General features: G+C 72.1%; 13 protein-coding genes and 1 pseudogene. 11 read left to right on the top strand and 3 right to left on the bottom strand.

The features are described 5' to 3' along the window. Positions 1–10 precede the first annotated feature (10 nt). Positions 11–1423: a DNA repair protein RadA gene (gene radA, locus ACFVV1_RS28275; protein WP_389994673.1), complete on the bottom strand. Its 1413-nt coding sequence runs from the start codon at positions 1421–1423 to the stop codon at positions 11–13. A 223-nt stretch (positions 1424–1646) separates the two neighbouring features. Between radA and ACFVV1_RS28270 the strand changes: the two genes are divergently transcribed. Beyond that, positions 1647–3566, top strand: a complete 1920-nt coding sequence (locus ACFVV1_RS28270) for a hypothetical protein (RefSeq protein WP_389994670.1) — start codon at positions 1647–1649, stop codon at positions 3564–3566. 73 nt (positions 3567–3639) lie between these two features. Here ACFVV1_RS28270 and ACFVV1_RS28265 read toward each other — a convergent pair whose 3' ends face one another. Beyond that, a complete protein-coding gene (locus ACFVV1_RS28265) occupies positions 3640–4482 on the bottom strand; it encodes a hypothetical protein (RefSeq protein WP_389994667.1) in 843 nt (280 codons plus the stop codon). Positions 4483–4522: 40 nt separating this feature from the next. Between ACFVV1_RS28265 and ACFVV1_RS28260 the strand changes: the two genes are divergently transcribed. The 4 genes from ACFVV1_RS28260 to ilvD all read left to right on the top strand — a co-directional run bounded on the left by ACFVV1_RS28260 (position 4523) and on the right by ilvD (position 9080). After that, on the top strand, positions 4523–5488 hold the full coding sequence (locus ACFVV1_RS28260; RefSeq protein ID WP_389994664.1) for a Ppx/GppA family phosphatase: 966 nt from the start codon (positions 4523–4525) through the stop codon (positions 5486–5488). A 117-nt stretch (positions 5489–5605) separates the two neighbouring features. After that, the gene (locus ACFVV1_RS28255; protein WP_389994661.1) at positions 5606–6433 is read left to right on the top strand and encodes a sugar phosphate isomerase/epimerase family protein; all 828 of its coding nucleotides are present in this window, start codon (positions 5606–5608) and stop codon (positions 6431–6433) included. After that, positions 6430–7074 (top strand): TetR family transcriptional regulator, encoded by a 645-nt coding sequence (locus tag ACFVV1_RS28250; RefSeq protein ID WP_389994658.1) that lies wholly within the window; start codon positions 6430–6432, stop codon positions 7072–7074. Before ACFVV1_RS28255 ends, ACFVV1_RS28250 begins: the two co-directional genes overlap by 4 nt. Before the next feature lie 155 nt (positions 7075–7229). Beyond that, a complete protein-coding gene (gene ilvD, locus ACFVV1_RS28245) occupies positions 7230–9080 on the top strand; it encodes a dihydroxy-acid dehydratase (RefSeq protein WP_389994656.1) in 1851 nt (616 codons plus the stop codon). Between the two features lie 34 nt (positions 9081–9114). On the opposite strand, the gene ACFVV1_RS28240 is transcribed toward ilvD, so the two are convergent. Beyond that, on the bottom strand, positions 9115–11370 hold the full coding sequence (locus ACFVV1_RS28240) for a serine/threonine-protein kinase (protein ID WP_389994653.1): 2256 nt from the start codon (positions 11368–11370) through the stop codon (positions 9115–9117). A 123-nt stretch (positions 11371–11493) separates the two neighbouring features. Here ACFVV1_RS28240 and ACFVV1_RS28235 point away from each other — a divergent pair, with 123 nt between their 5' ends. The 6 genes and pseudogenes from ACFVV1_RS28235 (at position 11494) to proC (ending at position 15752) form a co-directional block, all read left to right on the top strand. Then, entirely contained in the window at positions 11494–11817 is a 324-nt protein-coding gene (locus tag ACFVV1_RS28235) for an SH3 domain-containing protein (protein ID WP_389994650.1), read from the top strand. A 70-nt stretch (positions 11818–11887) separates the two neighbouring features. Next, positions 11888–12442 carry a hypothetical protein gene (locus tag ACFVV1_RS28230; RefSeq protein WP_389994647.1) on the top strand — a complete coding sequence of 185 codons (555 nt, stop codon included), beginning with the start codon at positions 11888–11890 and terminating at the stop codon, positions 12440–12442. A 108-nt stretch (positions 12443–12550) separates the two neighbouring features. Further along, positions 12551–13251, top strand: a pseudogene (locus tag ACFVV1_RS28225) (class I SAM-dependent methyltransferase); the annotation flags it as partial. Between the two features lie 78 nt (positions 13252–13329). After that, entirely contained in the window at positions 13330–14097 is a 768-nt protein-coding gene (locus tag ACFVV1_RS28220) for an ABC transporter ATP-binding protein (protein WP_389994644.1), read from the top strand. Next, entirely contained in the window at positions 14094–14882 is a 789-nt protein-coding gene (locus ACFVV1_RS28215) for an ABC transporter permease (protein ID WP_389994641.1), read from the top strand. The genes ACFVV1_RS28220 and ACFVV1_RS28215 overlap by 4 nt, the downstream gene beginning before the upstream one ends. A gap of 60 nt (positions 14883–14942) precedes the next feature. Beyond that, positions 14943–15752, top strand: a complete 810-nt coding sequence (gene proC / locus ACFVV1_RS28210; protein WP_389994638.1) for a pyrroline-5-carboxylate reductase — start codon at positions 14943–14945, stop codon at positions 15750–15752. Positions 15753–16265: the final 513 nt, after the last annotated feature.

Below are 16265 nucleotides of genomic sequence, written 5' to 3'. Positions count from 1 at the left end.
AGGGCAAAGTCTACCGGCGTGCGCTCTCCTCCCGTGGGGCCTGTGCGCGAGACCGGCGCGGGAGCACGCTCAGAGCATCGCCCATGTTGGCGACTTCTGTGACCTTCATACCGGCCGGGACCTTTCCCGGGTCGGTCGGAACCAGCGCGTGCGTGAAGCCCAGACGGTATGCCTCGGCCAGCCTGCGCTGGACCCCCGTAACCCGTCTGACCTCGCCCGCGAGGCCCACTTCGCCGATCGCCACCAGGTTCTTGGGAAGGGGCGTGTCACTGGCGGCGCTGGCCAGCGCCAGCGCGACCGCGAGATCCGCGGCGGGCTCGGAGAGCTTCACTCCGCCGACCGTCGCGCTGTAGATGTCCCGCTTGCCGAGCGAGCTGATCCGGCCGCGCTGTTCCAGAACGGCCAGCATCATCGACACCCGGGACGTCTCCAGCCCCGAGGTGGTGCGCCGGGGTGAAGGGATCTGGGAATCGACCGTCAGCGCCTGTACCTCGGCGACGAGCGGCCGCTTGCCTTCCAGGGTGACGGTCAGGCAGGTGCCGGGCACCGGCTCGTCGCGCCGGGTGAGGAACAGCCCGGACGGGTCGGCGAGGCCGGTGATGCCCTCGTCGTGCAGCTCGAAACAGCCGACCTCGTCGGTCGCGCCGTACCTGTTCTTGACGCCGCGTACGAGCCGCAGGCGGGCATGGCGGTCGCCCTCGAAGGACAGCACCACATCGACGAGATGCTCCAGCAGCCGCGGGCCGGCGATCGCCCCGTCCTTGGTGACATGGCCGACCAGGAGCGTCGACATGCCGCGCTCCTTGGAGGCCCGGATGAGGGCACCGGCGACCTCCCGGACCTGTGCCATGCCGCCAGGGGCCCCGTCGATCTCGGGCGAGGCGACGGTCTGTACGGAGTCGAGGATGAGGAGCGACGGCTTGACGGCGTCCAGATGACCGAGGACCGCGGACAGGTCCGTCTCGGCGGCGAGATACAGATGGTCGCTGATCGCCCGGATCCGGTCGGCGCGCAGGCGCACCTGGCTCGCGGACTCCTCGGCGGTGACGTAGAGGGTGCGGTGGTCGTCGCTCGCCGCCTTGGCGGCGACATCCAGCAGCAGCGTCGACTTCCCGACGCCCGGTTCGCCCGCGAGCAGCACGACGGCACCCGGGACGAGCCCGCCGCCGAGGACCCGGTCCAGCTCACCGACGCCGGTGGACCGGGCGGTGGCCTGCCGGCTGTCGACCTGGCCGATGGGGAGCGCGGCGGTGCTGACCCGGCCGGCCGCGGTGGTCCGCACAGCGGGGGCGCCGCCGAACTCCTCGACCGTCCCCCACGCCTGGCATTCGGGGCAGCGGCCGAGCCACTTGGCGGTCGTCCAGCCGCATTCGGTGCAGCGGTAGGACGGCCGGTCCTTCGCGGATTTCGTACGGGCAGCCATGGCGCAACCGTATAGGTGAGGTCGGACAATGCCGCCGGGCACGGTCCGTGGGCGGCGTCCGACGCGGGCCGCGCCCGGCGTCCGACGCGGGCGCGCGTCCGTCAGCGGCCGGGCACTTCCATCGGAACCAGGGATTTCGGCTCCCTGAATCCGGGACCCCTGTCCCCTTTCGAGCGATACGTTCACCCGTAAGGATTAAATGTGCTGAAGGGGTGCTAAAGGCATGCTGTGTGCTGCCTACGGTCGCCAGGTGACGAGCAGCAGACTGGAGCCCCCCACGCACACCACCGGCGCACACCGGGCGCGGCGCCGTGCGCCCCACTCCTCGACGCAGCCTTCGCCGCGGCGGCCTCCCGCACGTTACGAGCCGCATCTCGACGGCCTGTTCACCTACTGCCTCTCCGTGCTCTGCGACCACGATGCCGCCACCGAGGCGCTCGGCGGTGTGCTCGCGATCGCGGAACGGCAGGACGGCCGGTGCCCGGCGGGTGAGGAGGAACGTAAATCCTGGCTGTACGCGCTGGCCCGATGGATGTGTCTGCGCAAGCTCGCCGAGCAGAAGCAGGGCCGTCGGGCGCACCGCCACAAGGCCGGGAAGCCCTCGGGAAGACCGCAGCCCGAGCGGCGGGAGGCGAACCGGGCGGTCGGCGGGCCCCCGGGCAAGCAGCCGAGCGGGACGGCCGCCCAAGGGGCGCACGAGGGACGCCGTACGCCCCCCACCGCCGTCGCGAAGGCCGCTGCCGCCCCCTTCCCGCCCGGCGGCGCCCCGGCGGGCCAGGCCCCCGCCCCCCGGTCCGAAGCCGCCGCCGAGGCGCACCGCCGGGAACTCGCCCAGCTGGCCTGGCCGGAGGCCGCAGGTACGACCCCCGAACAGCGCGAAGCGCTCGAACTCGCCGTGCGTCACCGCCTCGCCCCGCGCGCCGTCGCCTCCGTCCTGGGCCTCGAACCGGCGACCGCCCGGGAGCTCCTGGCCGCCGCGGCCTGCGAGGTGGAACGGACCCGCGCCGCCCTCGCCGTCGTCGAGACCGGTAACTGCCCCACCATCGCCCGCCTCACCGGCGACCACCGCGTCCTGCTCTCCGCCACCCTGCGCCGCGAACTCGTCCGCCATGTCGACGACTGCCCCCGCTGCCGCCGGGCCGTCGAGCGGGCCGGTGCCGAGGGCCCCTGGCCGGGCGCGGCCGTCGCCCCGGCCGCCGCGCTGCCGGTCGTCGAGGCGCCGCGGCCGTCCGCGTACGTCGCGATGATGCATGCCCAGCGGAACCGGTCCGGCGGCCCGCGCTTCGACCGGGCGGGCTTCCCCATGGACCCGAAGGACCACGCCGCGCGCCGGGACCGGCTGCGGGCCAGGGTCGTGACGACGACGGTGGTGGCGACGGTCGTCGCGGCCCCGGTGATCGCGCTGTGGACCGCCTATCGCGGCGCGCCGCAGACCGGCGAGGGCCACGAGGGCTCCTCGGTCACCGCGACCGGGACGGACGCCCGCCCGGACCTCGACGGCACCCGGGACGGCCACTACGAGAACGCGGGCAACGCCCGTCCCCGGCCCGGCGGCCGTTTCGAGGACGGCCGCGGTCCGGACGTCTCGGCCGAGGTGATCAGTTCGGGTCCGGTGCGGGGCGGCCTCGGCGGTCTCACCGTCGAGGCCCGATCGTCCGGCGGCACGACACTGATCCGGCTGACCGCCTCGGGCGGCGCCCCGGTCGCGTGGTCGGCCCGCGCGGACGCGTCCTGGCTGCGCCTCAGCAGCTACTCGGGGACGCTCGCCGCGGGCGAGAGCGTCACGATCCGCATCCACGTGGACCACCTGCGGGAACCCGCCGGTCCCTGGAGTGCGCGCATCGCCCTCGCCCCGTCGGGTTCGGTCGTGGCGATCCGGGGACGGGGATACGACGCGACGACACCGTCCCCCGGCGGCCCGGGACATTCGGGGACGCCCGCCCCCGCCGACTCCTCGGGCCCGTCCGTACCGTCGGATCCGCCGCCGTCCTCGCCGGACCCCACACACCCGACCCCCGACCCGACGGGTTCCCCGGACCCCACACCGTCACCGACCGATCCGACACCGTCCCCGGACCCGTCCGGACCGTCGACCCCCACCGATCCGGGGACGGGCACGGGCACCACGACCCCGGCAGGCTGAAACACACCGGGCGGCGGGAGGGCGCCTACGCGGTCCCGCCCCGGCGCGGCCCGCCGCCGTCACACCCAGGCGGTCACGCCGGATCCGCCGGGTGCGGTGCCATCGGCAGCAGCGAGGACAGGCGCTCCTCGCACAGCTCGACCAGCCGGTCGTAGCCCTCCTTGCCCATCAGCTCGATGAGTTCCGGCCGGTACGAGACGTACACCGGCTCCCCGGCCCCGTGCGCGGACGTCGCCGATGTGCACCACCAGTGCAGATCGTGACCGCCCGGACCCCAGCCCCTGCGGTCGTACTCGCCGATCGAGACCTGGAGCACGCGCGTGTCGTCGGGCCGGTCGATCCAGTCGTACGTACGCCGGATCGGCAGCTGCCAGCAGACGTCCGGCTTGGTCTCCAGGGGCTCCTTGCCCTCACGCAGCGCCAGGATGTGCAGCGAGCAGCCCGCGCCCGCCGCGAACCCGGGACGGTTCTGGAAGATGCACGAACCCTGCCAGCGCCGCGTCTGGCGTTCCCCGTCGTCGTCGACCTCGACCCAGCCCGTCTCCGTACCGACGTCGTGGAACTGCCACAGCTCGGGGGTCAGCCGCTCGACGTGGCTCGCGACCCGCTTCTCGTCGTCCTCGTCCGAGAAGTGCGCGCCCAGCGTGCAGCACCCGTCGTCCGCGCGGCCCGCCTGGATGCCCTGGCAGCCGCTGCCGAAGATGCAGGTCCACCTGGAGGTCAGCCAGGTCAGGTCGCAGCGGAAGATCTGCTCGTCGTCCGCGGGGTCGGGGAATTCGACCCAGGCGCGCGCGAAGTCGATACCTGTTTCGTCTTCGGACCGGTTCGGTCCGTTCGCTTCCTGTTGCTGCATCTCCTGCTTCGTTCTCTGCTTCTTTGTGTTTTTGCCCGGCTTCGCCTTTTTCGTCTTTGGCACGCGCCAAGAGTAAGTCCGCCGTCCCGGTAGCGTTCCGGGTATGAGACTCGGAGTCCTCGACGTGGGTTCGAACACAGTGCATCTGCTGGTGGTGGACGCGCACCCCGGTGCTCGTCCGCTGCCCGCGCACTCGCACAAGGCGGAGCTGCGCCTGGCCGAACTCCTCGACGAGGACGCGGCGATCGGCCCCCACGGTGTGGACCGGCTCGTGGCAACGCTCACCGACGCGCTCCAGGCCGCCGAGGACAAGGGGTGCGAGGACGTGCTGCCCTTCGCCACGTCCGCGGTACGGGAGGCGAGCAACGCCGACCAGGTGCTGGCCCGGGTGCGGGACGAGACGGGCATCGACCTCGCCGTCCTCAGCGGGGCGGAGGAGGCCCGGCTCACCTTCCTCGCCGCCCGCCGCTGGTTCGGCTGGTCGGCGGGGCGGCTGCTCGTCCTGGACATCGGGGGCGGCTCGCTGGAGATCGCGTACGGCATGGACGAGGAGCCGGACGCCGCGGTGTCGCTGCCGCTCGGGGCCGGCCGGCTGACCGCCGGGTGGCTGCCGGGCGATCCGCCGGACCCGGCGGACGTGCGGGCGCTGCGCCGCCATGTACGGGCCCGGATCGCCCGGAGTGTCGGGGAGTTCACCCGCCTCGGGCGCCCGGACCACGTCGTCGGCACCTCCAAGACGTTCAAGCAGCTCGCCAGGATCGCGGGCGCCGCACGGTCCACGGAGGGTCTGTACGTGCAGCGCGCCCTCACCCGCAAGGCGCTGGAGGAGTGGGTGCCGAAGCTGGCGGCGATGACCGTCGAGCAGCGGGGCGCTCTGCCCGGGGTCTCCGAGGGCCGGGCCGCGCAGCTGCTGGCCGGGGCGCTGGTCGCCGAGGGGGCCATGGATCTGTTCGGGGTCGACGAGCTGGAGATCTGCCCCTGGGCGCTGCGTGAGGGCGTCATCCTGCGCCGCCTGGACCACCTGCCGACGGAGCCGACGGAGCCGACGGAGCGGGCCGCGCTGCGCTGAGCGCCGCGCGCAGGGAGCCACGCCGCCCCGCGGAGGTGGCCGGAAGCCGGCCATGGCCCTTCTCACTTTCCGCCCGGGTCCCTCGGCGGGGCGTACCACTGCCCGTACGCTGGCCCAGTGGCAGAACCAGTGGTGCGCATCCCGGATGCGAAGGTCGCCCTGTCGACGGCTTCCGTCTACCCGGAGTCGACGTCGACGGCCTTCGAGATCGCCGCGCGTCTTGGTTACGACGGTGTCGAGATCATGGTGTGGACCGACCCCGTCAGCCAGGACATCGAGGCCCTGCGACGGCTTTCGGACTACCACCAGGTGCCGATCCTCGCCGTCCATGCGCCCTGTCTGCTGATCACCCAGCGCGTCTGGTCCACCGATCCGTGGGTGAAGCTCCAGCGGGCCCGTGCCGCCGCGGAGAAGCTCGGGGCGACGACCGTCGTCGTCCACCCGCCGTTCCGTTGGCAGCGCAACTACGCGCGCGACTTCGTCACCGGGATCTGGCGCATGGCGGACGAGACCGACGTGCGATTCGCCGTCGAGAACATGTACCCGTGGCGCTACCGGGACCGCGAGATGCTCGCGTACGCCCCCGACTGGGACGTCACCAACGACGACTACCGGCACTTCACCGTGGACCTCTCGCACACCGCGACGGCCCGCACCGACGGCATGGCGATGGTGGACCGGATGGGCGGCCGTCTCGCCCACATCCACCTCGCCGACGGCAAGGGCTCCAACAAGGACGAACATCTGGTGCCCGGCCGCGGCGACCAGCCCTGCGCCGAGCTCCTGGAACACCTGGCCCGTACCGGCTTCGACGGCCATGTCGTCATCGAGGTCAACACCCGCCGCGCCATGTCCACCGCCGAACGCGAGGCCGACCTGGCGGAGGCGCTGGCCTTCACCCGGCTCCACCTGGCGTCGTCCTCGGCCGGGGCGCCGCGCCGGTGACCGGCGGCCACACCGACGACGAGGGCCCCGCGCACCCCGCCCCCAAGCGCCGCGGCCGCCCCTCCCGCAAGTCCGGGACCACCGGCCCCGACGCCCGCACCCGCATCCTGGAGGCGGCCCGCACCGAGTTCGCGGAGCGCGGCTACGACAAGACGTCGATCAGGGGCATCGCCAAGGCGGCAGGCGTCGACCCCGCGCTCGTCCACCACTACTTCGGTACGAAGGACGAGGTCTTCGCGGCCGCCATCGAGCTCTCCTTCGAGCCGGCCCTGGTGATCCCGGCCGTCCTCGGCAGCGGCACGGACGGCATGGGGGAGCGGCTGGCCCGCTACTTCATCTCCGTATGGGAGAACCCCGCGTCCAGGGCACCTCTGCTGGCGATCATGCGGTCCGCGCTGACGCACGAGGCGGCGGCGAAGGTCCTTCGCGGCTTCGTCCTGCGCCGCCTCCTGGAACGCGTGGCGGAGACACTGGACGTACCGGACGCGACATTCCGCGCGGAACTGGCCGCCTCGCACATGCTCGGGATCGCGATGCTGCGCTACGTCGTCCGGGCGGAACCACTGGCCTCGGCGCCCCCGGAGAAGATCATCGAGATGGTGGCGCCGACGCTGCAGCGCTACCTGACGGAAGCGGAGTAACCCGGCGGCGGACCCTCCGCACCGCACGCCCGGCCCCACTCCCACCCCGCCCACCCACCGAGCCGCCATCTTGCATATCGGACACCGTGTCCAGATCTTGGAGCCGGAGGCGTACGCTCGGAGGCAGTCTTTTCATGTCGAAGGAGCGAGAGACGATGCCCCAGCTGAGGTCCCGCACTGTCACCCACGGCCGCAACATGGCGGGCGCCCGCGCCCTTATGCGGGCCTCGGGCGTAGCGAGCGAGGACATCGGCAAGCCGATCATCGCGGTCGCCAACTCCTTCACCGAGTTCGTCCCCGGCCACACCCACCTGGCCCCGGTCGGCCGGATCGTCTCCGACGCGATCAAGGCCGCGGGTGCCGTGCCGCGCGAGTTCAACACCATCGCCGTCGACGACGGCATCGCGATGGGCCACGGCGGGATGCTCTACAGCCTCCCCTCCCGCGACCTGATCGCCGACTCCGTCGAGTACATGGCCGAGGCGCACTGCGCGGACGCGCTGATCTGCATCTCCAACTGCGACAAGATCACCCCCGGCATGCTGATGGCCGCGATGCGCCTCAACATCCCGACCGTCTTCGTCTCCGGCGGCCCGATGGAGGCCGGCAAGGCCACCCTCGTCGACGGCACGGTCCGCAAGCTCGACCTGGTCAACGCGATCAGCGACGCGGTCAACGAGAACATCTCCGACGAGGACATCCTCCGCATTGAGGAGAACGCCTGCCCCACCTGCGGCAGCTGTTCCGGCATGTTCACCGCCAACTCGATGAACTGCCTGACCGAGGTCCTCGGCCTCTCCCTCCCCGGCAATGGCACGGTCCTCGCCACGCACACCGCCCGCAAGGCGCTGTACGAGGAAGCAGGCCGTACGGTCGTCGAGATCACCAGGCGCTACTACGAGCAGGACGACGCGACGGTCCTGCCCCGCTCCATCGGCACCCGCGCCGCGTTCGACAACGCCATGGCGCTCGACATCGCCATGGGCGGCTCGACCAACACGATCCTGCACCTGCTCGCCGCGGCGCAGGAGGCCGAGCTCCCCTACGACCTCGACGACATCAACGAGGTCTCGCGCCGCGTCCCCTGCCTGTCGAAGGTCGCGCCCAACGTGGCCCCCGGCGGCACGTACTACATGGAGGATGTGCACCGGGCCGGCGGCATCCCCGCCATCCTCGGCGAACTGCACCGCGGCGGCCTGCTCGACGAGGACGTGCACTCGGTGCACTCCGCCACCCTCGCCGAGTGGCTGAAGAACTGGGACGTCCGCGGCGGCTCCCCCTCCCCGGAGGCCGTCGAGCTGTGGCACGCGGCCCCCGGATGCGTCCGTTCCGCGACCGCCTTCTCGCAGTCCGAGCGCTGGGAGACCCTCGACCTGGACGCGGCCGGCGGCTGCATCCGCGACCTGGCGCACGCGTACTCCAAGGACGGCGGCCTCGCGGTCCTCAAGGGAAACCTCGCCGTGGACGGCTGCGTCGTGAAGACGGCGGGCGTCGACGAGTCGATCTGGACCTTCGAGGGCCCGGCGGTCGTCTGCGAGTCGCAGGAGGACGCCGTCGACAAGATCCTCCGCAAGGAGATCAAGGAGGGCGACGTCGTCGTCATCCGTTACGAGGGCCCGCGCGGCGGCCCCGGCATGCAGGAGATGCTCTACCCCACGTCCTTCCTCAAGGGCCGCGGCCTCGGCAAGAGCTGCGCCCTGGTGACCGACGGCCGCTTCTCCGGCGGTACGTCGGGACTGTCCATCGGCCACGCGTCGCCGGAGGCCGCGTCGGGCGGCACGATCGCGCTGGTCGAGGACGGCGACCGGATCAGGATCGACATCCCGAACCGTTCGATCGCACTCCTCGTCCCCGAGACCGAGCTGGCCACCCGCCGGGAGGCGCTGAACGGCGTCTACGCGCCGAAGAGCCGCGACCGCAAGGTCAGCGCGGCGCTGCGCGCGTACGCGGCGATGGCGACGAGCGCGGACCGGGGCGCGGTGCGGGACGTGTCCAAGCTCGGCTGAACCGGGCCCGAGAGCGAAGACGGACCCCGCTCACTCACCAGTGAGCGGGGTCCTGCCCGTCGACGGCGAACACGGACCCGTCGGGCGCGGTCCCGAAGACGGTCCGGCCGACGGCGACAGGGGCGGGCAGCGTCGAGGCGTACGTGAGCTTCCCGTCCCGGAGCCGGGGACCCGTCTGCCCCAGCAGCGTTCCGCGCTCCGTGTCCACGGCGAGCAGCCGCCCGTCCGCCGCCGAGAAGTACAGCCGGTGTCCACCGGCGAGGACGGGCGCCGACGTCCGCCCGGCAGCGGTCTCCAGCTGCCAGAGAACGGCTTCGCCGTCGGCCGGACGCGTGTCGACGGCCACCAGGGTCCCGCCGTGCGCCAGCAGATAGGCGGTGTCCCCGCCCACCACGACCTCCGGTTCGTTCATCCGGAACGGCAGCGCCACTCGGGCGACGTGCCCCCGCTCCGGGTCGTAGCGGACGAGCCCGACGGTCTGGGTGTCCCCGTTCATGGATGTCAGGACGAGTGCGCCGTCCGACGTCCCCACCGGGGTGAGCATGCCGTCCAGCCGTCGCTGCCAGGCCACGCGCCCGGCCCTCACGTCGACGGCCGTGGCCAGGGTGGTGGAGCCGTAGGCAGAGTGCTCGAACGCGTAGGCCAGCCCCGACTCGTCGTCGTACAGCGCGAAGTCCGGGCGCCGGTGCCCGGCGAGCGGATGCCGCCAGCGGGACACGCCGGTCGCCGAGTCGAGGGCCTCGGTCGTGCCGTCCTCGGCAACCAGCAGCAGCGTGTCGCCCGCGGCGAAGGGAGTGCCGAGGTACGGGGAGAGATCCACCTGCCAGACCTGCTTGCCCTCGGCGGGGTCGTACGCCCGGAGCTTCCCGCCCGGCACCGCCGTGTGCACCAGATCGCCGGAGACCGACACGACACCGGCCGACGGGGCGTTCCGGGCGGCTTCGTGGGACCACAGCACCCGGCCGTCCGCGGGGTCCAGCCGGGCGGCGCCGATACCGGAAGCGGAGCAGTAGAGCGCCATGGAACGGCCGGCTGCCTCCTTGCCATCGCCGTCCTTGCCGTCGCCGTCGTCGCCGCTGCTGCTCGCCGCGGAGCAGACCGGTGCCGAGTTGCCCGAGGCCAGAAGCGGCGTATGCCACGGCGCGACCGCTTCCGCCGAACCCTTCGCCCCACCTGACTTCCCCGACGCACCGGAGCCACCCGACTCACCCGAGTCGCCCACCACACCGGCCGCCCACACCCCACCGGCACCCATGACGAGCAGCGCGGCACCGGCTGCCAGCCACCGCCGCTTGCCGCCGCGATCGGCGGTCGCCTTCCTGCCCCGCGCAGCCGCGCCCGCGCCTGCATGCGTGTCCGCGTCCGCCCGCGCCACGATCCCCGAGCCCGGGTCCGCCGTGGCTTCGGGCTCGGCCTCGATGGCGCCCGGCCTGCGCTGCGACGGTATGAACGCGGCGGCGTCGTACGAAGGAGGGCGCAGCGCCGCCATGATGTCGTCCGGAGTGGGCCGCTCCGCAGGATCCTTCGCCAGGCACTGCCCGATCAGCGGCGCCAGATCCGTGGGCACGCCCGTCAGATCCGCCTCGTCGTGCACCACCTGATAAGCCACGATGTACGGGCTGTCGGAGTCGAAGGGCCCCCGGCCGGTCGCCGCATGGACGAGCACGGCGCCCAGGGCGAACACATCCGCGGCGGGGCCGACTTCACGCGGCCGCTGGAACTGCTCGGGCGCCATGTACGGCGGCGAGCCGATCAGCTTGCCCGTCTCGGTGCGCAGATCGCTGTCGTACGGCCGGGAGATCCCGAAGTCGATGACCTTGGGCCCGGAGTCGGTGAGCAGCACGTTGCTCGGCTTGAGGTCGCGGTGGATGACCTCGGCCCGATGGATGTCGCGCAGCGCCTCGGCAAGTCCGGCCGTCAGCCTGCGGAGTTCGGCGGGAGCCATCGGCCCGTTCCGCTTCACCTGGTCGGAGAGCGTGGGGCCGGGCACGTACAGGGTGGCCATCCACGGCCGTGCGGCATCGGGGTCGGCATCGACGACCGGCGCCGTGAACGCCCCGCTGACCCGCCGCGCGGCCCCGACCTCCTGCCGGAAACGGGCTCTGAACTCGGGGTCCTGGGAGTAGTGCCGATGCACCACCTTGACGGCGAGCTGCAGCCCCGAGGCGGAGCGCGCCAGGTGCACGACACCCATGCCGCCCGCGCCGAGGCATGCCTCAAGGCGGTACTGACCGGCGTATTCCGGATGCTCCGCTTCCGGATTGACTCCGGTACCTCGCAGCGGCGGCATCGCCCACCCCCGTGTGTTCGTCCGCAAGCGCGACGCACGGAGCCTAGTCGATGGTGCGTGCGATACGGACGGGGCTTGTAGCCTGCGCGTCGTACACATCGTCTCTCAACGGGGGAGGGCCTCATGGCCTTGGAAGAGCACACCGACAGCACCGCCGACGCGGCCGAGGGCGTGACCACGCTCGCCGGCACCGACGACGTCACCAGGTACCCGATCGCGCCCGGCTACCGTGTCAACGTCCGAACGGGACCGGGCACCCAGTACGGCATCGTCAGGACTCTGCCGTACGGAGTGAAGGTTCCGGTCTACTGCCAGAAGCCGGGGGAGCGGGTCACCGGCCCGTACGGCACCTCGAACATCTGGGACAACATCGCCAACGGCCAGTTCGTGGCGGACGCCTACGTCCACACGGGCAGCGACGGCTACATCGCCCCGCGCTGCGACTGACCGGAACGGCGAGGGCCGCGACCGGGGGACCGCACCCGGGACCGCGGCCCGCCCGGGGATAATCGACCTCGTGAGCGAGAACAGCGAAGCCCCCGGCGCCGGCGACAGGTCCGGCAGCGACACGCCCGGCTCCACCACGCCCGGCCCGCAGCCCGAGCCCCTGCTCTTCTTCGGTACGACCTGGGTCGACCACGACGGGGGCTACGGGCTGCGACGCGCCGGGGCCGCGGTCGGCTCCCTCGCCGCCGCGGCCGCCTCCTGCTTCGTACTCCGCTTCGCCTTCCAGGGGCTGGAGATCGCCGACGTCGGCAACCTCGTCGGCGTCCTGGTGGTCCTGATGTTCGCCATCTGCAGCGCCGTCGCCTTCCGCAAGACATGGGAAGGATTCAGCCGCCGCCCGGCCGATCCGGCGCGCGAGGCGAATCTGCGCGGTCTCAGGACGATCGGCTTCGTCGGCTCGCTGATCGCGTACTTCCTCCGTACGTTCAAGGAGGCACCGGGCGAGCAGCTGCGCCGCACGGAGTACGAGGCGGCCCTCGCCCGCTACACGAAGCGCCGCTCGGCCCGCACCGGGAACCCGGCCGCCCGCAAGACCACCAAGGGCAAGCGCCCCAAGCGCAAGTAGCACCCCACGGGCACCGGCGCTCCCCGCACGTCCCGGGCGCCGGCCCTCCGCGCGGGACACGATGACCCATGCCACCTTCCGACCCCACCCCACCCCACCCCGGCCCGACCCCGTGCCCTCTCCTTCGACCGCGCGGCCGCCCAGTACGCCGCGGCCCGCCCCGGCTACCCGCCCGCCCCCTGCGCGGCGCCCGCACCATCGACGTCTGCGCGGGCACGGGCATCGCCACCCGGCTCCTCCACGACCGGGGCGCCCGGGTCACCGCAGTCGAACCGGACCTCGGCATGGCGGAAGAACTGCACCGGGTACTGCTGTACGTACCGATCGTGCGCGGCGACGGAAACCGCCTCCCCCTCGCCACCGCATCGGCCGACCTGATCACGTACGCCCGGTTCTGGCACCGGACCGACCGGAGCCGTGCCACCTCCGAGGCCCTGCGCGTCCTCCGTCCCGGCGCGCTCGCCCTCTGGTGGAACGTCTCCGACCACTCCGTCCCCTGGACCGCCGAGCAGGACGCCCGGCTACGCCGCTTCTTCGGTGCCGGCGAGAGCGCCCACGGCTCGCCCCCGCCCCTCCGCGACCTGCCGTCCGAGTTCGACTTCGTGCACCGCACGGTGCCCTGGACCCGACGGGTCTCCCTGGACACCCGCCTCGCCGACCTCGGCAGCCATTCCGCCTTCCTCGTCCTGGGTGAGGAACCCGCACGCCGGTTCCTCACCCAGGAGCGCGACCGGCTGGCAGAGCTCTTCCCGGAGGGCACGGTCGAGGAGAGTTACCTGGTCGACCTGAGCGTGACGATCCGTCCGTAGCCGACTCGCACCCCCTGTCACCCACCCCCATCACCAGCCCCCTTGACGAAGGGACACGCCAGGATCAAAATTCACCGCATGATGAATTCTTCGGGCCCCGCCATCGAGGCCCGCGGCCTCACCGTCGTACGAGGCAAACGCACCGTCCTCCGCGGCCTCGACTTCACCGTCGAACCCAGCAGGATCACCGGCCTCCTGGGCCCCTCCGGCTGCGGAAAATCCACCCTGATGCGTGCCGTCGTGGGCACCCAGGCCAAGGTCACCGGCACCCTCGACGTGCTCGGCAGCCCCGCGGGCGACCCCACTCTCCGCCCGCGCATCGGGTACGTCACCCAGGCCCCGTCCGTGTACACCGACCTGACGGTCCGGCAGAACCTCGACTACTTCGCAGCGATCCTCCAGCCGGGCCGCAGGTACCGCGACGCACGCCGGACCGCCGTCACCCGCGCGATCGCCGAGGTCGACCTGACCAGCCACACCGATGCCCTCGCCGGCACCCTCTCCGGCGGCCAGCTCACCCGCGTCTCCCTCGCCGTGGCCCTGCTCGGCACCCCCGAACTCCTGGTCCTCGACGAACCGACCGTCGGCCTGGACCCGGTACTCCGTCGCGACCTGTGGAACCTCTTCCACGCCCTCGCGGCCGACCGCGGCACCACACTCCTCGTCTCCTCCCACGTCATGGACGAGGCCGAGCGCTGCCACCGGCTGCTCCTCATGCGCGAGGGCGAGATCCTCGCCGACGACACCCCCGAGGCACTGCGCACCGCTGCCCGCGCCGCCACCGTCGAAGAGGCATTCCTCCAGCTGGTCGACAAGGCCGCCATCCGTCAGGAGACCGCCCGATGAGCACGCACCCGAACCCCGGCTCCCACCCCCGCCCGGCCGCACCACCCCTGAGCCCGGCCCGCACCCTCGCCACCGCCGCCCGCGTCCTGCGCCAGCTGACCCACGACCCGCGCACCGTCGCGCTGCTCCTCCTGATCCCGGTCGTGATGATCACGCTGCTCCGGTACGTGTTCGACGGCAGCCCCCGCACCTTCGACGCCATCGGCGCCTCGCTCCTCGGCATCTTCCCGCTGATCACGATGTTCCTGGTGACCTCGATCGCCACCCTGCGCGAACGCACCTCGGGCACCCTCGAACGCCTCCTCGCCATGCCGCTCGGCAAGGGCGACCTGATCGGCGGCTACGCCCTCGCCTTCGGCGCCGTCGCCATCGTCCAGTCCCTCCTGGCCACCGCGCTCTCGGTCTGGGCACTCGGCCTGGACGTCACCGGCTCCCCGTGGCTGCTGCTCCTCGTCGCCCTGCTCGACGCGCTGCTCGGCACGGCACTCGGCCTCTTCGTCTCCGCCTTCGCCGCATCCGAGTTCCAGGCCGTCCAGTTCATGCCGGCGGTGATCTTCCCGCAGCTCCTGCTCTGCGGACTGTTCATCGCGCGCGACCGGATGGCACCCGCCCTCGAAGCGATCTCGAACGTCCTGCCCATGTCGTACGCGGTCGACGGCATGAACGAGGTCCTCCACCACACCGAGGTCACCGGCGACTTCGTCCGCGACGTCCTGGTCGTCGCGGGCTGCGCGCTCCTCGTCCTCACCCTCGGCGCGGCCACGCTCCGCCGACGTACCGCCTGACCGGCCCCGGTGCGAGGATGGCGGACACGAGCACCGAGCACCGCCCGGAGGGTGAACCGCATGACCCAGACAGTTGCAGTCCTCGGCACCGGCAAGATCGGCGAGGCCCTGCTCAGCGGAATGATCCGGGCAGGCTGGCGCCCGGCGAACCTGCTGGTCACCACCCGCCGCTCCGAGCGCGCCGAGGAACTCCACAACCGCTACGGCGTCGACTCCGTCACCAACGCCGAGGCCGCCAAGCGTGCCGACGTCCTCATCCTCGCGGTCAAGCCCCAGGACATGGGCCGCCTCCTCGATGAACTTGCCGAGCACGTATCCGCCGACCGCCTGGTCATCAGCGCCGCCGCGGGCATCACGACCACCTTCATCGAGGACCGCCTCACCGCGAACACCCCGGTCGTACGCGTCATGCCGAACACCCCCGTCCTCGTCGACGAGGGCATGTCCGTCATCTCCGGGGGCAGCCACGCCACCACCGAACACCTCGCCACCGCCGAGGCGATCTTCGGCGGCGTCGGCAAGACCCTGCGGGTGCCCGAGTCCCAGCAGGACGCGGCAACCGCACTCTCCGGCTCGGGCCCCGCGTACTTCTACTTCCTCGTCGAGGCGATGACGGACGCGGGCATCCTGCTCGGCCTGCCCCGCGCCGAGGCCCACGAGCTGATCGTCCAGGCCGCCATCGGCGCCGCCGTCATGCTCCGCGACAGCGGCGAACACCCGGTCAAGCTCCGCGAGGCCGTCACCAGCCCGGCCGGCACCACCATCAGCGCCATCCGCGAGCTGGAGAACCACGGCGTACGCGCCGCCCTCATCGCCGCCCTCGAAGCCGCCCGCGACCGCAGCCGCGAACTCGCCTCCGGCAACGGCTGACGGCGGCAGGCCCCACGTCCACCCCCTACGCCTGCTGCACACCACCTTCGCGAACCCACCGCCGTGCGACGACACGGCGGTGGCCTGCGCCCGCGCCCGAGCCACCGGCCCGGCCCAGGGTTGACACGACACGCCCACATCCGTAGTGTGCTCCGAGTTGTCCGACGTGAGCGCCGACCCCGGTCGGTCCCCGGACAGCCATTCCGCAGTAACCACATCGGTCAGCGACATCTGTCGCCCGACTCTCTGTGCGCATTTGCGAAATGAGGAATCCGCGTTCGAAAGAACACGACCCCGATTAGCGTCGAGGCCCAGGATTCGCTAAAGTCTCACTCGTCGGAACGGCCCAGCGGCCGGGAAGACAAGCCCCGCTGACTGGGAATCAGGCCCGAAAGGATCTGATAGAGTCGGACTCGCCGGAAAGGGAAACGCGAAAGCGAAGAACTGGAAAGCAACCCCCGCTTCGACCGGGAATCGGACACGAAAGAGTCTGATAGAGTCGGAAACGCAAGA

It is taken from the genome of Streptomyces sp. NPDC058092 (assembly GCF_042884935.1).
Classification (GTDB): domain Bacteria; phylum Actinomycetota; class Actinomycetes; order Streptomycetales; family Streptomycetaceae; genus Streptomyces.
The sequence above is the reverse complement of the archived record's forward strand: the minus strand, read 5'-3'. Positions and strand labels throughout refer to the sequence as shown.

Excerpts from the sequence above, each read along its gene's own strand:
- ACFVV1_RS28215 (WP_389994641.1), top strand. The coding sequence starts at position 14,094 with ATGAGCACGCACCCGAACCCCGGCTCCCACCCCCGCCCGGCCGCACCA.
- ACFVV1_RS28235 (WP_389994650.1), top strand. The coding sequence starts at position 11,494 with ATGGCCTTGGAAGAGCACACCGACAGCACCGCCGACGCGGCCGAGGGC.
- ACFVV1_RS28220 (WP_389994644.1), top strand. The coding sequence starts at position 13,330 with ATGATGAATTCTTCGGGCCCCGCCATCGAGGCCCGCGGCCTCACCGTC.
- ACFVV1_RS28260 (WP_389994664.1), top strand. The coding sequence starts at position 4,523 with ATGAGACTCGGAGTCCTCGACGTGGGTTCGAACACAGTGCATCTGCTG.
- radA (WP_389994673.1), bottom strand. The coding sequence starts at position 1,423 with ATGGCTGCCCGTACGAAATCCGCGAAGGACCGGCCGTCCTACCGCTGC.
- ACFVV1_RS28240 (WP_389994653.1), bottom strand. The coding sequence starts at position 11,370 with ATGCCGCCGCTGCGAGGTACCGGAGTCAATCCGGAAGCGGAGCATCCG.
- ilvD (WP_389994656.1), top strand. The coding sequence starts at position 7,230 with ATGCCCCAGCTGAGGTCCCGCACTGTCACCCACGGCCGCAACATGGCG.
- proC (WP_389994638.1), top strand. The coding sequence starts at position 14,943 with ATGACCCAGACAGTTGCAGTCCTCGGCACCGGCAAGATCGGCGAGGCC.
- ACFVV1_RS28270 (WP_389994670.1), top strand. The coding sequence starts at position 1,647 with ATGCTGTGTGCTGCCTACGGTCGCCAGGTGACGAGCAGCAGACTGGAG.